General features: G+C 62.0%; 16 protein-coding genes. 6 read left to right on the forward strand and 10 right to left on the reverse strand.

Annotation, left to right across the window (positions count from 1 at the left end; genetic code table 11):
- Window positions 1-15: 15 nt before the first annotated feature.
- Window positions 16-1,158: a 4-phosphoerythronate dehydrogenase PdxB gene (pdxB, locus tag BM110_RS00885; RefSeq protein WP_093512008.1), complete on the reverse strand. Its 1,143-nt coding sequence runs from the start codon at window positions 1,156-1,158 to the stop codon at window positions 16-18.
- A 139-nt stretch (window positions 1,159-1,297) separates the two neighbouring features.
- On the opposite strand from pdxB, the gene BM110_RS00890 reads away from it, so the two are divergent.
- Window positions 1,298-2,692, forward strand: a complete 1,395-nt coding sequence (locus BM110_RS00890; RefSeq protein WP_093512010.1) for an MATE family efflux transporter — start codon at window positions 1,298-1,300, stop codon at window positions 2,690-2,692.
- On the opposite strand, the gene tusA is transcribed toward BM110_RS00890, so the two are convergent.
- Window positions 2,689-2,934, reverse strand: a complete 246-nt coding sequence (tusA, locus tag BM110_RS00895; protein WP_058425075.1) for a sulfurtransferase TusA — start codon at window positions 2,932-2,934, stop codon at window positions 2,689-2,691. The two genes, BM110_RS00890 and tusA, sit on opposite strands and share 4 nt — an antisense overlap.
- Window positions 2,935-3,080: 146 nt before the next feature.
- On the reverse strand, window positions 3,081-4,157 hold the full coding sequence (rlmM, locus tag BM110_RS00900; protein WP_071488999.1) for a 23S rRNA (cytidine(2498)-2'-O)-methyltransferase RlmM: 1,077 nt from the start codon (window positions 4,155-4,157) through the stop codon (window positions 3,081-3,083).
- 190 nt (window positions 4,158-4,347) lie between these two features.
- Here rlmM and acnA point away from each other — a divergent pair, with 190 nt between their 5' ends.
- Window positions 4,348-7,089, forward strand: coding sequence for an aconitate hydratase AcnA (gene acnA, locus BM110_RS00905; RefSeq protein ID WP_093512012.1), 2,742 nt, complete (start codon window positions 4,348-4,350; stop codon window positions 7,087-7,089).
- Between the two features lie 132 nt (window positions 7,090-7,221).
- On the opposite strand, the gene BM110_RS00910 is transcribed toward acnA, so the two are convergent.
- Window positions 7,222-8,160 carry an aspartyl/asparaginyl beta-hydroxylase domain-containing protein gene (locus tag BM110_RS00910; protein ID WP_071488997.1) on the reverse strand — a complete coding sequence of 313 codons (939 nt, stop codon included), beginning with the start codon at window positions 8,158-8,160 and terminating at the stop codon, window positions 7,222-7,224.
- Between the two features lie 109 nt (window positions 8,161-8,269).
- Window positions 8,270-9,244, reverse strand: coding sequence for a cysteine synthase A (gene cysK, locus BM110_RS00915; protein ID WP_071488996.1), 975 nt, complete (start codon window positions 9,242-9,244; stop codon window positions 8,270-8,272).
- 126 nt (window positions 9,245-9,370) lie between these two features.
- Here cysK and BM110_RS00920 point away from each other — a divergent pair, with 126 nt between their 5' ends.
- The 3 genes from BM110_RS00920 to BM110_RS00930 all read left to right on the forward strand — a co-directional run bounded on the left by BM110_RS00920 (window position 9,371) and on the right by BM110_RS00930 (window position 12,570).
- Window positions 9,371-10,447, forward strand: a complete 1,077-nt coding sequence (locus BM110_RS00920; protein ID WP_093126164.1) for a DUF748 domain-containing protein — start codon at window positions 9,371-9,373, stop codon at window positions 10,445-10,447.
- Between the two features lie 99 nt (window positions 10,448-10,546).
- On the forward strand, window positions 10,547-11,392 hold the full coding sequence (locus tag BM110_RS00925; protein WP_003189627.1) for an AAA family ATPase: 846 nt from the start codon (window positions 10,547-10,549) through the stop codon (window positions 11,390-11,392).
- The gene (locus BM110_RS00930; RefSeq protein WP_071488994.1) at window positions 11,392-12,570 is read left to right on the forward strand and encodes a vWA domain-containing protein; all 1,179 of its coding nucleotides are present in this window, start codon (window positions 11,392-11,394) and stop codon (window positions 12,568-12,570) included. The genes BM110_RS00925 and BM110_RS00930 overlap by 1 nt, the downstream gene beginning before the upstream one ends.
- Before the next feature lie 137 nt (window positions 12,571-12,707).
- Here the strand turns inward: BM110_RS00930 and BM110_RS00935 are convergent, their stop codons facing one another.
- Genes BM110_RS00935 through BM110_RS00945 form a run of 3 tightly spaced genes read right to left on the reverse strand, consistent with a single transcriptional unit; the run spans window position 12,708 to window position 15,060 of the window.
- Window positions 12,708-13,622, reverse strand: a complete 915-nt coding sequence (locus tag BM110_RS00935; protein ID WP_093512015.1) for a 5-oxoprolinase subunit C family protein — start codon at window positions 13,620-13,622, stop codon at window positions 12,708-12,710.
- Window positions 13,619-14,323 carry a 5-oxoprolinase subunit B family protein gene (locus BM110_RS00940; RefSeq protein WP_093512017.1) on the reverse strand — a complete coding sequence of 235 codons (705 nt, stop codon included), beginning with the start codon at window positions 14,321-14,323 and terminating at the stop codon, window positions 13,619-13,621. The genes BM110_RS00935 and BM110_RS00940 overlap by 4 nt, the downstream gene beginning before the upstream one ends.
- On the reverse strand, window positions 14,320-15,060 hold the full coding sequence (locus tag BM110_RS00945; RefSeq protein ID WP_093512019.1) for a 5-oxoprolinase subunit PxpA: 741 nt from the start codon (window positions 15,058-15,060) through the stop codon (window positions 14,320-14,322). The genes BM110_RS00940 and BM110_RS00945 overlap by 4 nt, the downstream gene beginning before the upstream one ends.
- A 176-nt stretch (window positions 15,061-15,236) precedes the next feature.
- Between BM110_RS00945 and BM110_RS00950 the strand changes: the two genes are divergently transcribed.
- On the forward strand, window positions 15,237-16,160 hold the full coding sequence (locus tag BM110_RS00950) for a LysR family transcriptional regulator (RefSeq protein WP_093126149.1): 924 nt from the start codon (window positions 15,237-15,239) through the stop codon (window positions 16,158-16,160).
- A gap of 49 nt (window positions 16,161-16,209) precedes the next feature.
- On the opposite strand, the gene BM110_RS00955 is transcribed toward BM110_RS00950, so the two are convergent.
- Both BM110_RS00955 and BM110_RS00960 read right to left on the reverse strand, forming a co-directional pair.
- On the reverse strand, window positions 16,210-16,752 hold the full coding sequence (locus BM110_RS00955) for a DUF2937 family protein (protein ID WP_071488989.1): 543 nt from the start codon (window positions 16,750-16,752) through the stop codon (window positions 16,210-16,212).
- An 11-nt stretch (window positions 16,753-16,763) separates the two neighbouring features.
- Complete coding sequence (locus BM110_RS00960; protein WP_071488988.1) at window positions 16,764-17,540, reverse strand: class II glutamine amidotransferase; 777 nt, start codon at window positions 17,538-17,540, stop codon at window positions 16,764-16,766.
- Between the last annotated feature and the right edge of the window lie 5 nt (window positions 17,541-17,545).

The following is a 17,545-nucleotide window of genomic DNA, read 5'->3' on the forward strand; positions in this document are numbered from 1 at the left end:
TTTTTTATCGGGTATCTAAACCGCTACTGCGCCCAACGCGGACACGATGCTGGACAACACCGCCGACTCACCCTGGATGCGCACCTTCAAACCATCGATCTCGCGGCGCTCGGGGTAGTGCTTGCGCAGCAGGTCAAACGCCTTGCGCTGCTCGTCCACCGTTCCTACGAGGCTGCGGCGGAAATCCGCATCATCCCGGCGTGGGTCGTACACGCTGCGGCACAGGGCCGCCAGTGCCCACGCGGGGTCGGTGGAAGCATTCAACTGCACCTCGGCCAACCACGGTGGCGGCAGCAGGTCACTCAAGTGAATGCTCGGTTCCTGGCCCAGGTGCGCGCAGAACGCCTGATAGATCTGCGCCGTGCCGCGCTGCTTGCCGTCCAGGCTGTAGCCGGCGATATGCGGCGTGGCCAATACACACAGGTCAGCCAGGTCGACGTCCACCTGCGGCTCGCCCTCCCACACATCCAGCACCGCTTGCAGGTCTTCGCGGTCCAGCAGCACTTCGCGCAGGGCGGCATTGTCGACCACCGGGCCACGGCTGGCGTTGATCAGCCAGGTGCCAGGCTTGAGCTGCTCAAGACGCTGGCGGTCGAACAGGTGCCAGGTGGAGCCGTTGCCGGACTTGGTCAGCGGGGTGTGCAGGCTGATCACGTCGCATTGCTCGATGATCTGCGCCAGGCTGACGTAATCGCCGTCTTCGGCGATTTGCCGGGGCGGGTCGCAGACCAGCACGTTCCAGCCCAGGGCCTTGAGTACCTTGACCAGTCGCCCGCCGACTTCACCGGCACCCACTACGCCATAGGTGCGCTGGTTGAGGTCAGCGCCCTCGATCTCGGCCAGGGTCTGCAGGCTGCCCAGCACATAGTCCACCACACCGCGGGCGTTACAGCCGGGGGCGCTGGACCATTGGATGCCGGCCTGCTGGAAGTAGTCGAGGTCCAGATGATCGGTGCCGATGGTGCAAGTGCCGACAAAGCGCACGTTGGTGCCATCGAGCAAGGCACGGTTGACGTTGGTCACCGAGCGCACCAACAACACGTCGGCCTGCTCGACCGTCGCACGGTCGATGGAACGGCCAGGCACACGGCGAATCTCGCCGAAACCCTGGAAGAAGGCATCGAGCAGCGGAATATTTTCGTCGGCAACAATCAGCATGGCAGGCTCCTTAGGCGGACCCGCAGTGTACAGGGATCGCAGCCCTCGCTTACAAATCGCTAACACAGGTTTTTTCCTGACCGATGCGTCAGCGCGTAGAATCCGCCGTCCTGCGCTTGCTTCGACTGGACACCTGCACGTGAACACTGCCGCCGCCCCCCTTACCCGCCCCGCCCGCATCCGCCGGGAAGTGCGCGGCCTGCTGACGCTCGCCCTGCCGATCATGATCGGCCAACTGGCCACCACGGCGATGAGCTTTGTCGATGCAGTGATGGCCGGACGCGTCAGCCCCCAAGACCTGGCGGCGGTGGGCCTGGGCAACTCGATCTGGATTCCGGTGTACCTCTTGATGACCGGCACACTGCTGGCCACCACGCCCAAAGTCGCCCAGCGCTACGGTGCCGGGCAGTTCAGCGAGATCGGCCCGCTGGTGCGCCAATCACTGTGGCTGGCGCTGGTGGTGGGTATCACGGCAGCGCTGTTGCTGCTCTGCGCCGAGCCCATCCTGCATGCCATGAAAGTCGAACCCGACCTGATCAAACCGTCCATGGGCTACCTGCACGGCATCGCCGCGGGCATGCCGGCCATCGCGTTCTACTACGTATTGCGCTGCTTCAGTGATGGCCTGGGCCGCACCCGGCCCAGCATGGTCATGGGCCTGTGTGGTTTGGCGCTGAACATTCCACTGAACTACATCTTCATCTACGGCCACCTGGGCGTACCGGCCATGGGCGGCGTGGGCTGCGGCTGGGCCACGGCCATTGCGATGTGGGTGATGATGCTCGGCCTGGCCGGATGGACCCGCTGGGGACCGGCCTACCAGAGCAGCGAACTGTTCAAGCGTTTCGACTGGCCGCAGTGGGCGGTGATCAAGCGCGTGCTTGGGATTGGCTTGCCGATTGGCATCGCGATCTTTGCCGAATCGAGCATTTTTGCGGTCATCGCCCTGCTGATCGGCAGCCTCGGCGCCACGGTGGTCTCGGGCCATCAGATCGCGCTGAACGTCAGCTCGCTGGTGTTCATGATTCCCTACTCCCTGAGCATGGCCGTGACAGTGCGTGTCGGCCAGGCCCTGGGCCGTGGGGAACCGCGTGAAGCGCGTTTTGCCGCAGGGGTCGGCATGGGCACGGCGCTGGCCTACGCCTGCCTGTCCTGCAGCCTGATGTTGCTGCTTCGCGAACAGATTGCCGCGATCTACACCCCGGACCCGATCGTCATCCACCTGGCCTCCACGCTGATCGTGTTTTCAGCGCTGTTCCAATTCAGTGATTCGATCCAGGTCACTGCTGCCGGTGCCTTGCGTGGCTACCAGGACACCCGTGTCACCATGGTGCTGACCTTGTTCGCCTACTGGGGGGTGGGCCTGCCGGTGGGTTATGCCCTGGGCCTGACCGACTGGCTCGGCGAACCGAGTGGCCCGAGCGGCTTGTGGCAGGGGCTGATCGTGGGCCTGAGCTGCGCGGCGGGGATGCTGCTGGTGCGCCTGGCGCGCAGTGCACGCCGGCGCATCCGCGCAGAAAAAGCGCAGGGTTAAGCAGACTTCTTACGGATCCAGTACAGGTACGTACCCGCCTGTTCCTGCTGATCCACCAGTTCGTGGTCCAGGAACACGCAGAACTTGGGGATATCGCGACGCGTGGACGGGTCGGTCGCGATCACCTTGAGCAGGCCGCCGGGCGGCAGGTCGCGGATATGCTGGTGCAGCATCATCACCGGCTCCGGGCAGTTGAGGCCGGTGGCGTCGAGGGTGGCATCGACGGGCAAATCGAGGTTCATACATCACTCCTGAAACGGATGCCGCTCCAAAGGTGGGAGCGGGCTTGCCCGCGAAGACACGGGCACATTCAACATTAGTTTTGACTGTTATACCGCTTTCGCGGGCAAGCCCGCTCCCACAGGGGTCCTGTGGTGATTTCAACTGTTCAGCGAGCCTTGGGTTTCTTCGCTGTTTCCAATCGACGCAAATGGCAGGTCACTTCCTCACGGTCGTGGTACAGCTGCTTGCAGCCGATCTCCACGCGAATGCCACGCGCCTTGAAGCCGTCCTCGATGCGCTCCAGCAAACGCTTCACTTCGGCGTAGCGCTGCTTCATCGGCAACTTCAGGTTGACCACCGCCTCGCGGCAATGCCCTTCGCCGATCCAGGTTTCCAGCAGCGCGGCGTTACGCGCCGGCTTCTCGACGATGTCGCAGACCATCCAGTCCACCGGCTGTTTGGGCACGAAGGTGAAGCCGTCGGCCATCAGGTGCTGGACCAGGCCGGTGTCCATCAGGCTTTCGGCCATGGGGCCGTTGTCGATGGCGGTCACCAGCATGCCGCGGTTGACCAGTTGCCAGGTCCAGCCGCCTGGCGCCGCGCCGAGGTCGACACCGGTCATGTCGCCGTGCAGGCGCTCGTCCCACTGGTCGCGGGGGATGAAGTGGTGCCAGGCCTCTTCCAGCTTCAGGGTCGAGCGGCTGGGCGCCTCGCGGGGGAACTTGAGGCGCGGGATGCCCATCGGCCACATCGCCGAGTTATTCGACTCGGCCAGGCCCATGAACACTTCGCGGCCGCTCTTGAAGGTCAGTAGCAGGCGCGGTTTGCTCGGGTCGTCCACCAGCTTGCCAGCGTTGAGCAACGCCTTGCGCAAGTGCACTTCGAATTTCTTGCAGAAGTTCGACAGCTCCTTGCCGTCGTTGGTATCGACCATCTCCAGCCACAGGCTGCCGCACACCGGGAAGTCGCGCAGGTGGGCGAGGATCACGCTGATGCGGTCGGTTTCCGGCAGGTCGATGAATACCCCGCGCGCCCACTGCCTGGGGAAGATCAGCTCGGCAAAGCGCTGGCCGTGCATCAAGCGCTGGGCGCCGTCTTCTTCGGTGCAGACGAATTCGGCGCAGGCGCTGCCGGTCTTGGCCTTGGCGTAGCCGGAAACGTTCAGGCGCGCGGCGTGTTCCGCGATCTCGGAACAGACTTCGCCTTCAAAACCCGGGCGGCAGTGCATAAAAAGGGTGTTCATTGAATCTCCTGGCAACTGGCTTGCGCTATCGCAATACCTGTCATGAAAACCCGCGCATGATAACGGAGTTCGGAACCTTGGACTTAACGATAGAGTCCAGTTATTAGCCTGCTAATGAAAACAGGGCTAAGTTGATAGCTCTGTTCGTCCCGTCGGGTCCGTAGCCGTGCGGACCATAAGGAGTTGTGTCATGTCATCGCTTGATAGCCTGAGAACCCTTAAAACACTGCAAATCGACAACAAGACCTATCACTACTTCAGTTTGCCGGAGGCCGCCAAGAGCCTGGGTGACCTCGACAAGCTGCCGATGTCGCTCAAGGTGCTGCTGGAAAACCTGCTGCGCTGGGAAGACGACAAGACCGTCACCGGCGCCGACCTCAAGGCCATTGCCGCGTGGCTCAAGGAACGCCAGTCCGACCGCGAGATCCAGTACCGCCCGGCCCGGGTATTGATGCAAGACTTCACCGGCGTACCCGCCGTGGTCGACCTGGCCGCCATGCGCGCCGCCGTGGCCAAGGCCGGGGGCGACCCGCAGCGCATCAACCCGCTGTCCCCGGTGGACCTGGTGATCGACCACTCGGTGATGGTCGACAAGTTCGGCAGCACCAGTGCCTTTGAGCAGAACGTCGACATCGAGATGCAGCGCAACGGCGAACGCTACGCCTTCCTGCGCTGGGGCCAGAGCGCCTTCGACAACTTCAGCGTGGTGCCGCCGGGCACCGGCATCTGCCACCAGGTCAACCTCGAATACCTGGGCCGCACGGTGTGGACCAAAGACGAAGACGGCCGCACCTATGCCTTCCCGGACACCCTGGTCGGCACCGACTCCCACACCACCATGATCAACGGCCTTGGCGTACTCGGCTGGGGCGTGGGCGGGATCGAGGCGGAAGCGGCGATGCTCGGCCAACCGGTGTCGATGCTGATCCCGGAAGTGATCGGCTTCAAGCTCACCGGCAAATTGAAGGAAGGCATCACCGCCACCGACCTGGTGCTGACCGTGACCCAGATGCTGCGCAAAAAGGGCGTGGTGGGCAAGTTCGTCGAGTTCTACGGCGACGGCCTGGCCGACCTGCCGTTGGCCGACCGCGCCACCATCGCCAACATGGCCCCGGAATACGGCGCCACCTGCGGCTTTTTCCCGGTGGATGAGGTGACACTGGACTACCTGCGCCTGTCCGGGCGCCCGACAGAAACCGTGAAGTTGGTCGAGGCGTACACCAAAGCCCAGGGCCTGTGGCGCAACGCCGGCCAGGAACCGGTATTCACCGACAGCCTGGCCCTCGACATGGGCAGCGTCGAAGCCAGCCTGGCCGGGCCGAAGCGCCCACAGGACCGCGTAGCCCTGCCGAATGTGGGCCAGGCCTTCAGCGACTTCCTCGACCTGCAATTCAAACCCACTACCAAGGAAGAAGGTCGCCTGGAAAGCGAAGGCGGCGGCGGCGTGGCCGTGGGTAATGCCGACCTGGTGGGAGAAGCCGACTACGAATACGAGGGCCAGACCTATCGCCTGAAAAACGGCGCGGTGGTGATCGCCGCGATCACCTCCTGCACCAACACCTCCAACCCCAGCGTGATGATGGCCGCCGGGCTGGTGGCGAAAAAGGCCGTGGAAAAGGGCCTGACCCGCAAGCCGTGGGTGAAAACCTCGCTGGCCCCCGGCTCCAAGGTGGTCACCGACTACTACAAGGCCGCCGGCCTGACCCAGTACCTGGACAAGCTCGGCTTCGACCTGGTCGGCTATGGCTGCACCACCTGCATCGGCAACTCCGGACCATTACCGGAGCCGATTGAAAAAGCCATCCAGAAGGCGGACCTCGCGGTGGCATCGGTGCTGTCCGGCAACCGCAACTTCGAGGGCCGGGTGCACCCACTGGTGAAAACCAACTGGTTGGCGTCGCCACCACTGGTCGTCGCTTATGCCCTGGCCGGCACCGTGCGCATCGATATCAGCAGCGAACCGCTGGGTAACGACCAGCAAGGCAACCCGGTGTACCTCAAGGACATCTGGCCGAGCAGCAAAGAAATCGCCGACGCCGTGGCCCAGGTCAGCACCGGCATGTTCCACAAGGAATACGCCGAGGTGTTTGCCGGTGACGCGCAATGGCAAGCGATTGAAGTGCCACAGGCCGCCACCTACGTGTGGCAGAAGGACTCCACCTACATCCAGCATCCGCCGTTCTTCGATGATATTGCCGGCCCCCTGCCGGTGATCAAAGACGTCAAGGGCGCCAACGTGCTGGCCCTGTTGGGCGATTCGGTGACCACCGACCACATCTCCCCCGCCGGCAATATCAAGACCGACAGCCCCGCCGGCCGTTACCTGCGCGAACAAGGCGTTGAGCCTCGCGACTTCAACTCCTACGGCTCACGCCGTGGCAACCATGAAGTGATGATGCGCGGCACCTTTGCCAACATCCGTATCCGCAATGAAATGCTCGGCGGTGAGGAAGGCGGCAATACGCTGTACATCCCAACCGGCGAGAAAATGCCGATCTACGACGCCTCGATGAAATACCAGGCGTCGGGCACGCCGCTGGTGGTGATCGCCGGCCAGGAATACGGCACCGGCTCCAGCCGCGACTGGGCGGCCAAGGGCACCAACCTGCTGGGGGTGAAGGCGGTGATCGCCGAGAGTTTCGAGCGTATCCACCGCTCCAACCTGGTGGGCATGGGCGTGCTGCCATTGCAGTTCAAGCTGGACCAGAACCGCAAGTCGCTCAAGCTGACCGGCAAGGAGAAAATCGACATTCTCGGGCTGAGCGATGTGGAGATCGTGCCGCGCATGAACCTGACGCTGGTGATTACGCGGGAGGATGGCAGTACGGAGAAGGTTGAAGTGTTGTGCCGGATCGATACGTTGAATGAAGTGGAGTACTTCAAGTCGGGTGGCATCCTGCACTATGTGCTGCGCCAGTTGATCGCCAGCTAAAGATCAAAGATGATCAAATGTGGGAGGGGGCTTGCCCCCGATGGCAGTGTGTCAGGCTAAGCATTTTTGCCTGATCCACCGCTATCGGGGGCAAGCCCCCTCCCACATTTCGACCACGTTTAACGTTTCAAATCAGCCGAACAACCACTTCCACAGCAGCACCAGCACGACTACAGCCAACACCGGCCGCGCAATGCGGTAAGCCTTCGGATGCTTGCGCTTCCACTGCTTGACCACGCCACTGAACTTGTCGCTGAAGGTCTTGCTCCAGGCATACGCCTGGTTGATCCCGCCCACGCGCTCGTCATCCAGGTTCTGCGGCGCAGTCGCGCGGCCCAACTGCTTGCTGACCCAGCGATTGACCCGGGTCATCAGGCGGTTACTCAGCGGTCGCTCGATGTCGCAGAACAGGATCACGCGGGTCTGTTCGGTTTCGTTCTTGACCCAGTGCACGTAGGTCTCGTCGAACATCACGTCTTCACCGTCGCGCCAGGCATAGACCTGGCCGTCGACGAAGATGCGGCAGTCGTCGGAGTTCGGCGTGGACAGGCCCAGGTGGTAACGCAGGGAACCGGCAAACGGGTCGCGGTGCGGGTTGAGGTGGCTGCCGCCCGGCAACAGCGCGAACATCGCGCCTTTCACATTGGGAATGCTGCTCACCAAGGCCACGGTTCTGGGGCACAGCGCCTCGGCCGATGGCAGGGGTTTGTCGTACCACTTGAGGTAGAAACGCTTCCAGCCCTTCTTGAAAAACGAGCCAAAACCGGCGTCGTTGTTCTTTTCGGCGGCGCGGATGTAGCCCTCGTCGAACAGGTGCATGGCCTCTTCGCGAATCACTTCCCAGTTGTCCTTGAGCACGTCCAGTTCCGGGAACTTGCTGCGATCCAGGTACGGCTTGGACGGCACGGCCGAAAACAGATACATCAGGGCGTTATAGGGGGCGAACAGCGCCGAATGGTTGACGAACTGGCGCAACATCGGCAAACGCGCCTTGCCGCGCAGGTGCACATACAGCGTGCTGCCGATAAACAACGCCAGCACCGACAGCTTGGCGGCCAAAGAAAAGGTCATGCAGCAACTCCTGGAAATAAGCGCCTGGCCAACAGCAGACGTAGCAGCCGGCCATGATAAACAGTTGGGCCAGTATGCAGAAGGCCTAAGGTATTGGCGCTGACATACATCAAGCCTGGTTTTCCTGCTCGGTAAACAAATCGCTGAACAGCATGCTCGACAGGTAGCGCTCACCGGAGTCCGGCAGGATCACCACGATGGTCTTGCCCTGCATTTCCGGCTTCTCGGCCAGGCGCACGGCCACGGCCATCGCCGCGCCGCAGGAGATACCGCACAGAATCCCCTCCTCCTGCATCAGGCGCAGGGCCATGGCCTTGGATTCGTCGTCGGTCACCAGCTCCACACGGTCAACCATCGACAGGTCGAGGTTCTTCGGCACAAACCCGGCGCCGATGCCCTGGATCTTGTGCGGGCTGGGCTTGATCTCTTCACCGGCCAGGGCCTGGGTGATCACCGGGGAGACCATCGGCTCGACCGCTACCGACAGGATCGGCTTGCCCGCGATGTTCTTGATATAGCGCGACACCCCGGTGATGGTGCCACCGGTGCCCACGCCCGCCACCAGCACGTCCACGGCGCCATCGGTGTCATTCCAGATTTCCGGACCGGTGGTTTTCTCGTGGATCGCCGGATTCGCCGGGTTTTCGAACTGAGCCGGCATAAAGTAGGTGGCCGGATCGCTGGCGACGATTTCGCCGGCCTTTTCGATTGCACCCTTCATGCCCTTGGCCGGCTCGGTCAGCACCAATTCAGCGCCGAGGGCCTTGAGTACCTTGCGACGCTCGATGCTCATGGATGCCGGCATGGTCAGCAGCAACTTGTAGCCACGGGCAGCGGCGACAAATGCCAGGCCGATGCCGGTGTTGCCGGAGGTGGGTTCGACGATGGTCATGCCCGGCTTGAGTTTGCCGGTGCTTTCGGCGTCCCAGATCATGTTGGCGCCAATGCGGCACTTCACCGAGTAGCCCGGGTTACGTCCTTCGATCTTGGCCAGGATGGTCACGCCACGCGGTGCGATCCGGTTGATCTGCACCAGGGGCGTATTACCGATGGAGTGCGCGTTGTCTGCAAAGATGCGGCTCATGACGGGTCCTATTGGCGGTATTCAGGAAGGCAACAAGGGTATGCCTCGTGCTGCAAAGCGTCCAGTCGGAGGAACGTTGCGCCCATCGCAAGAGTCCATCCCCTATACGGAAAGAGGACCCCTCTCATGAAACGTCGCTACAGCTGGCCACTATGGACCGTTGCCGGAGTACTGGTGGTACTGGTCGCCTTGAGCATTGCCCTGCCCTATCTGGTGCGCAACTACCTGAATGACAAGCTCGCTGACATGGGCGACTATCGCGGCCACGTCACCGACGTCGACCTGGCCCTGTGGCGTGGCGCCTACAAGATCAACGGTTTGGAGATCATCAAGGTCGACGGCAAGGTGCCAGTACCGTTCGTCAAGGCGCCGCTGATCGACCTGGCAGTGAGCTGGCACTCGTTGTGGTACGACCATGCGGTAGTGGCCAAGGTGCTGTTCATCAACCCTGAGGTGAACTTCGTCGACGGCGGCGCCAACCAGCAGGCCTCCCAGACCGGTAAAGGCACTGACTGGCGCGAGCAGTTGAGCAAGCTGGCGCCCATCACCCTCGATGAAGTGCGCATCGAAGAGGGCAAGATTGCCTTCCACAACTTCAGCTCCAAACCACCGGTCAATCTCAATGCAACGTCGGTCAACGCCAGCTTCTATAACCTGACCAATGTGGTCGACGTCAAGGGCAAGCGCGATGCCCGCTTCGACGGCAAGGCCCTGCTCCAGGGCCAGGCGCCGCTGGAAGCCAGCGCCACCTTCGACCCGCTGAGCAACTTTGAAAACTTCGAATTCCGCTTCCGCGCCAAGGACCTGCAGCTCAAGCGCATGAATGACTTCGCCTCGGCCTATGGCAAGTTCGACTTCAAGGCCGGCACCGGTGATGTGGTGATCGAAGCCCAGGCGGATAACGGCCAGTTGACCGGCTATATCAAGCCGCTGCTGCGCGATGTCGAAGTGTTCGACTGGCAGCAGGACGTGGAAAACAAAGACAAGAACATCTTCCGCTCGATCTGGGAAGCCGTGGTCGGCGCCAGCGAAACCGTGCTGAAAAACCAGCACAAAAACCAGTTTGCTACCCGTGTCGAACTCAGTGGCAGCGTGCACCAGCAGAATGTCAGCGCGTTCTCGGCGTTTTTGGCGATTTTGCGCAATGGGTTTATCCAGGCGTTCAATGCGCGGTATGAACAGCCCAAACCTTCGGCGGATTGAATGTGACCGGTCATTCAAAGACTGAATATTCCACCTGCGTTCACAGTCGCTGGGGCTGCGCGGTATAGTCCCGGCATTGATGAATGCGAGGAAGCACCGATGAAGTTCGAAGGCACCCAGGCCTATGTGGCTACCGATGACCTGAAACTGGCCGTCAACGCCGCCATCACCCTGGAACGGCCGCTGCTGGTCAAGGGCGAACCGGGCACCGGCAAGACCATGCTCGCCGAGCAACTGGCCGAGTCCTTCGGTGCCAGGCTGATTACCTGGCACATCAAGTCCACCACCAAGGCCCACCAGGGCCTGTACGAGTACGACGCGGTGAGCCGCCTGCGCGACTCGCAACTGGGCGTGGACAAGGTGCACGACGTGCGCAACTACCTGAAGAAGGGCAAGCTCTGGGAGGCCTTCGAGTCCGAAGAACGAGTGATCCTGCTGATCGACGAAATCGACAAGGCCGACATCGAGTTCCCCAACGACCTGCTGCAAGAACTCGACAAGATGGAGTTCTACGTCTACGAAATCGACGAGACCATCAAGGCCAAGAAACGCCCGATCATCATCATTACCTCCAACAACGAAAAAGAACTGCCGGACGCGTTCCTGCGCCGCTGCTTCTTCCACTACATCGCCTTCCCCGACCGCACTACCCTGCAGAAGATCGTGGATGTGCACTACCCGGACATCAAGAAAGACCTGGTCAGCGAAGCGCTCGACGTGTTCTTCGACGTGCGCAAAGTGCCCGGCCTGAAGAAAAAGCCCTCCACCTCCGAACTGGTCGACTGGCTCAAGCTGCTGATGGCCGACAACATCGGCGAAGCGGTGCTGCGCGAGCGCGACCCGACCAAGGCCATCCCGCCGCTGGCCGGTGCGTTGGTGAAGAACGAGCAAGACGTGCAGTTGCTGGAACGTCTGGCGTTCATGAGCCGTCGCGGTAATCGCTGATGTTGCTCAACCTGTTCAACGAGATGCGCGCCGCCAAGGTGCCGGTGTCGGTGCGCGAGCTGCTTGACCTGATCAATGCGCTGAAGCAGCGCGTGACCTTTGCCGACATGGACGAGTTCTACTACCTGGCCCGGGCGATCCTGGTCAAGGATGAACGGCATTTCGACAAGTTCGACCGGGCCTTCGGTGCCTATTTCAACGGCCTGGAAAAGCTCGACGACCACCTGCAGGCGCTGATCCCCGAAGAGTGGCTGCGCAAGGAGTTCGAACGCTCGCTGACCGATGAGGAACGGGCGCAGATCCAGTCCCTCGGCGGCCTCGACAAGCTGATCGAGGAATTCAAGAAGCGCCTGGAAGAACAGAAAGAGCGCCATGCCGGCGGCAACAAGTGGATCGGCACCGGTGGCACCAGCCCGTTTGGCTCCGGCGGCTACAACCCGGAAGGCATTCGCGTCGGCGATGCCGGCAAGCGCCAGGGCAAGGCCGTCAAGGTGTGGGACCAGCGCGAGTACAAGAACCTCGATGACCAAGTGGAACTGGGCACGCGCAATATCAAGGTCGCCCTGCGCCGCCTGCGCAAGTTTGCGCGCCAGGGCGCGGCGGAAGAGCTGGATATCGACGGCACCATCGACCACACCGCCCGCGACGCCGGCTTGCTGAATATCCAGATGCGCCCGGAGCGGCGCAACACCATCAAGCTGCTGTTGCTGTTCGATATCGGCGGTTCGATGGACGCCCATGTGAAGATCTGCGAAGAGCTGTTCTCTGCGTGCAAGACCGAGTTCAAGCACCTGGAGTACTTCTACTTCCACAACTTCGTGTACGAATCAGTGTGGAAGAACAACCAACGCCGCACCTCGGAACGCACCTCGACCCAGGACCTGCTGCACAAATACGGCGCGGATTACAAAGTGATCTTTATCGGCGATGCCTCGATGGCACCGTATGAGATCACCCAGGCCGGCGGCAGCGTCGAGCATTGGAACGAGGAGCCTGGGTATGTGTGGATGCAGCGCTTCATGGCCAAGTACAAGAAGCTGATCTGGATCAACCCGTATCCCAAGGACACTTGGGGGTATACGGCGTCAACGGGGATTGTGCGGGAGTTGGTGGAGGATCAGATGTATCCGCTGACCTTGCGCGGGCTTGAAGAAGGGATGCGTTTCCTCTCCAAATAAACGCCCCCCCTAATACTGTAGGAGATCCAATGTGGGAGGGGGCTTGCCCCCGATAGCAGAGGCCCAGTCACTGATGTGTTGACTGAGACACTGCCATCGGGGGCAAGCCCCCTCCCACATTTTGACCTCAGTGTTTTTCAGGTCGTGGTGAACCGCTTCAGAAAGTCGATGTGCTGCTGGTGCGCCGTCTCCTGCACCACCGGCGCCAACCGCACCGTCTCCCCCGGCAAGCATTGCGCCAGCCGCGCCAGCGACAACGGCGTCAATGCACCCAGGCGCGGATAGCCACCGATGGTCTGTCGATCATTGAGCAACACGATCGGCTGCCCATCCGGCGGAACCTGGATCGCGCCCAGCGGAATGCCTTCGGAAATCAGCGACGGTCCCTGGTATTGCAACGGCGCGCCCAGCAGGCGCATACCCATGCGGTCGGCGCGGCTGTCGAGGGCCCATGCGGTGTTGAAGGCGTCGAATAGGCTCTGGCCGCTGAATTGGCCAATCTGTGCGCCAACGATCACATCCAACGGTTTACCGGATTGCAAATCCGGTGCACTCAGCACCTTCATTGCACCACCTGTACCGGAGTAGACCAAGCGCCCTCCCTCGGCCAACGCCTTGCCGAAACCGTCCACCCCGCCCAACTCTTCACGCACAACCGTGGCGCAACTGCCAAGCACAGCCGGCGCATCAAAGCCGCCCGGTGCCGCAAGATAGGCCCGCGCACCGCTGAACGGCTGGGTGAAGCGCAAACGCTGGCCCTTTTGCAGGATAAAACTGCGGCCCGGGCTGATGGCGCGTTCATCGATGTACGCGCCCAGGTCTGCACCGGCCAGGGCCAGCAGGCAATAATCCTCGGCCTGCACGGTGAAACCGCCCAGGGTGATTTCCACCACCGGCGCGTCCAGTGCATTGCCCAGCAGCCAGTTGGCCCAGGACATCGACACCCAGTCCAGCGCCCCGCCCTGGGTCACGCCCAGGTGGCGTACGCCAAAGCGACCGGCGTCCTGCAACAGGCACAACGGCGTGCTGGCCTCGATCAGTAAGCGACTCATGCCTGCGCCTCCAACGGCGTGTCATCGCCACCCAACTTGATGAATTCAGCACGCTCGACCGCTTCGAAGCGCACCGTGTCGCCGGGCTGCATCAGGCTGTAGCCGTCGCGCCCGCGGTCGAAGAGCCTGGCCGGCGTGCGGCCGATCAGGTTCCAGCCGCCCGGCGACACCACCGGGTAGGCGGCGGTTTGTCGTTCGGCGATGCCGACGCTACCGGCCGCTACGCGTTTGCGTGGGGTATTCAGACGCGGCGTGGCAAGAACTTCATCCACCAGCCCCATAAAGGCGAAGCCGGGCGCGAAACCGAGGGCAAACACCTGGTATTCGTGGGCACTGTGGCGGCGGATCACTTCGTCTATAGCCAAACCGCTGCGCTGGCTGAGCAAGGTCAATTCCGGGCCGACGCTCAAGTCGTACCACACCGGCAGCACATGGCACTGGCCGCCGCCCTGGGCTTGCGGCTGCAGGTCGGCAAGGGCCTGCTCGATCAGTGCTCGCGCCTGGGCCGGGTTCACGCCGCCGAGGTCGTAATGCACCATCAAAGTGGTATAGGACGGCACCAGGTCCACCAACGCCGCGCCGAAGCCACTGCGCAGGCGCTGGGTAGCGGCGAGCATCCACGGCATGTTGGTTTCGGCGATAGCATCAAACAGGCGCACCATCAGGCAGTCGATGGCGACCACTTCAATCCGTGGCTTCATGCTGGCTTCAATGCCTCGCGGATACGCTGTACCGCCGCGACCGAGCTTGCATTGTCGCCGTGCACGCACAGGGTATTGGCTTGCAGGAGCAGCGGGCTGCCGTCGCTGGCAATCAGCGCCTCACCACGGGCAAGGGTCAGGGCTTGCTGCACGATGGTGTCGGAATCATGGTGCACGGCACCCGGCAACTGCCGCGACACCAGGTGCCCGTTGTTGTCATAGGCGCGGTCGGCGAAGGCTTCGAACCACAGGGTGACACCGTATTCGGCGCCCAAGGCCTGGGCCGCACTGTTGTCACGGGTGGCGAGCAGCATCAGCGGCAGTTCGCCGTACGCCGCCACGGCCTGGATCACTGCGCGCAATTGCACGGGGTTGGCCATCATGTCGTTGTACATCGCGCCATGGGGCTTGACGTAGCTGACCCGCCCGCCCTGGGCACGGCAGAGACCATCGAGCGCACCGATCTGGTAGTGCAACAGGTCCTGGATTTCCTGCGGGGTATAAGCCATGGAGCGACGGCCAAAGCCTTGCAGGTCCTGGTACGCCGGGTGTGCACCGATTTGCACGCCATGCTTGAGCGCCAGGCTGACGGTCTTGCGCATGATGCTCGGGTCACCGGCATGGAAACCGCAGGCCACGTTGGCGCAATCGATGAACGGCATGACCTCGGCGTCCAGACCCATGGTCCAGTTGCCAAAGCTTTCGCCGATGTCGCAATTGAGTAAAAGACGGCTCACGGACTGTCGCTCCTGTAGGCTTTGTTTGCTTGTAGTGTGGGATTTTTTACGCAGAACTCGCAACTTGTCCTGACACCCCAACGGCGCTTATCGTGCAATGGCTCGATTTTTGGCGCTGGCCCGGTGCGGCGTCCAACTAATAAAAACCGATCCATGCATAAGAAAAAGTTGATCCCATGAATTTGAAGTTCCTCGAAACCTTCGTCTGGGTGGCCAAGCTCAAGAGTTTCCGCCTGACCGCCGAGAAGCTGTTCACCACCCAGGCCTCGATCTCCAGCCGCATCGCGGTGCTGGAAAGCGAGTTGGGGGTGAAGTTGTTTCTGCGTGACTCACGGGGCGTGAGCCTGACCCCGGAAGGCTTGAAGGTGCTGGATTACGCCGAGCAGATGATGGTGACCATGCAGGGCCTGAAGCAGTCCCTGGAGACCACCAGCAGCAAGGTCGGGCGCATCCGCATCGGTGCGATGGACACGGTGATCCATACCTGGCTCAGCCCCTTGGTGGCGGAATTGATGGACCACTTCCCCCTCGTGGAAATCGAATTGGTCGCCGATACTGCACTGAACCTCAGCGATCAGCTGCAAAAAGGCTTCCTCGACCTGATCCTGCAAACCGACCTGCTGCGCCTGGAAACCGTGCGCAGCCTGGAACTGGCCAGCCACCCCATGGCCTGGATCGTCGCCAGCCAGTCGATCTACAACCGCGACTACGCTTCCCTCGCCGAACTGGCCCAGGAGCGCATCATCACCTACTCGAAAAACTCCCACCCGCACCAGGACGTGATCAGCCTGATGCAAGCCAACGGCGTGGCCGCGCCACGCATGAACTGTGTGAACTCGGTGTCGGCCATCACCCGCCTGCTGCGCGATGGCTTCGGCATCGGCGCACTGCCGCCGGTGCTGGTCAGCGAGGAACTGGCGCGTGGGGAGTTGGTGATGTTGCCGATGGCGCAGAAGCTGCCGAACTTGCAGGTGGTGGTGTCGTGGCGCGTGGGGGTGGAGTTGGTGGAAGAGATTGTGGGGCTGTGCCAGAAGGTGGTTGCACGGTATGCCGAAGAGGTTGGCGTAGAGCGGATGCTACTGAGCACACAACCTCACTGAAGACACAGGATTAAAACTGTGGGAGGGGGCAAGCCCCCCACATTTTGTCTCAGAGGCCCTTGAGGTCGCGCTCTTCGATCGGCCGGCTCTGGCGCAGGCGCTTGCCGCCCAGCACCACCCAGTCGATCAGGCGGAACAGGCATTCCAGACCAAACGACAGCAGCATCGCCCCGCCCAGCCCCCAACCCATGGCCTCGGGCGTCAGCAGGATCTGGTAGCTGTAGCCGTTCCAGGTTTCCAGGCGGATATCCGGGTCAGCCGCCACCGCCACCTGCAGGGCGCGGATGTACCACGGGCCTTGCATGGCCTGGAATTGCTTGTCCAACGCCACCTGGCGGTCAAGCATGGCGCCCAGGCTGTTGGCATCGCTCTGGAACACCGGGTCATCACTGGCGCGGTAATGCGCCACCAACGCTTTCAAATCGCCGTTGAAGAACTGGCGTGCGGTGTTCTCAAACCCGCTGAGGCCGGTCTGGGCCTCGATCAGGTGCGCTTCGACGCGCTTGGCATAGTCGTTGATAAACCCCGGGACTTGCACGCCGATCAGCAGGCCAATCGCAAACAGCACCAACCGCAGATAACTGAGCAACATGGGCGATATCCTTACTCGGTAATGCCCTGGCTGACGCATTCACCGCGTCGCCACAGGCTCCATTGGCCCGGTTCGTAGCGGGTCCAGTTTTCGTTGTCGGTCAAAGGTTCAGTGGCAATCACCGTCACCACATCGTTAGGTGTGGTTTCGGCCTGAAAGTCGACGATCACGTCGACATCTTTCAGGCGCGCCGGGCCGAACGGCGCACGCCGGGTAATCTGTGCCAATTTGGTCGAACAGTAGCAGAACAGCCAGTCACCATCGCTGAGCAGGCAGTTGAACACGCCCTTGCTGCGGTATTCGGCACAGGCGGCGATCAGGTCCGGCAGCACTTTTTCGATGTCCACCGGCTCGGGGAAGGCTTCACGCACGCGGTTGAGCAGGTCGCAGAAGGCCGCTTCACTGTCGGTGTCGCCCACCGGGCGGTAGAACGTGGCGCGGGGATTGAAGTCCGCCAACTGGCCGTTATGGGCGAAGCACCAGTTGCGGCCCCACAGTTCGCGCACGAACGGGTGGGTATTGGCCAGGCTGACCTTGCCGACATTGGCCTGGCGGATATGGCCGATGACCACTTCGCTTTTGATGGGATAACGCTGCACCAGCAGCGCGACTTCCGACTCACTGCTGGCGGCCGGGTCCTGGAACAGACGCAGGCCACGGCCTTCGTAGAACGCGATGCCCCAACCGTCACGGTGGGGGCCTGTGCGCCCACCGCGCTGCATCAGCCCGGTGAAGCTGAACACGATGTCGGTGGGGACGTTGGCACTCATGCCCAATAATTCACACATGCCAG

It is taken from the genome of Pseudomonas sp. NFPP28, assembly GCF_900115535.1.
In the GTDB taxonomy this organism is placed as follows: Bacteria; Pseudomonadota; Gammaproteobacteria; order Pseudomonadales; family Pseudomonadaceae; genus Aquipseudomonas; species Aquipseudomonas extremorientalis.